At 60.8% G+C, this 245-nt stretch carries 1 pseudogene; it reads right to left on the bottom strand.

Annotated elements, in window-relative coordinates:
- Window positions 1–245: pseudogene (locus R0J92_RS25610) on the bottom strand (dihydroorotate dehydrogenase (quinone)); the annotation flags it as partial.

The following is a 245-nucleotide window of genomic DNA, read 5'->3' as shown; positions in this document are numbered from 1 at the left end:
ATCCCGCTTTCGCGCGCGACATCAGCGATATCGTCAAGACCTGCCTCACCCAGGTCGGGTGCAATTTTGAGCAACTCCGGGCGCCGGCGATCCAGGCCCTCTCGTGCCTCCATGACCCCTGCCAATAGCGCCGAAAGTGCAGCTTTGCCCTGCAGATCACGGAGCGTTTAGGTGTTGGGATAGGGGACATGGACGGTGGCAAAGTCCAGATGCGAGCCGCAATGGCTCAGGACGCGGGCAAAATC

Source organism: Tritonibacter sp. SIMBA_163 (genome assembly GCF_046535935.1).
GTDB lineage: Bacteria > Pseudomonadota > Alphaproteobacteria > Rhodobacterales > Rhodobacteraceae > Epibacterium > Epibacterium scottomollicae.
Note: the sequence above shows the minus strand (reverse complement) of the source record. Positions and strands in the feature narration are given on the sequence as shown.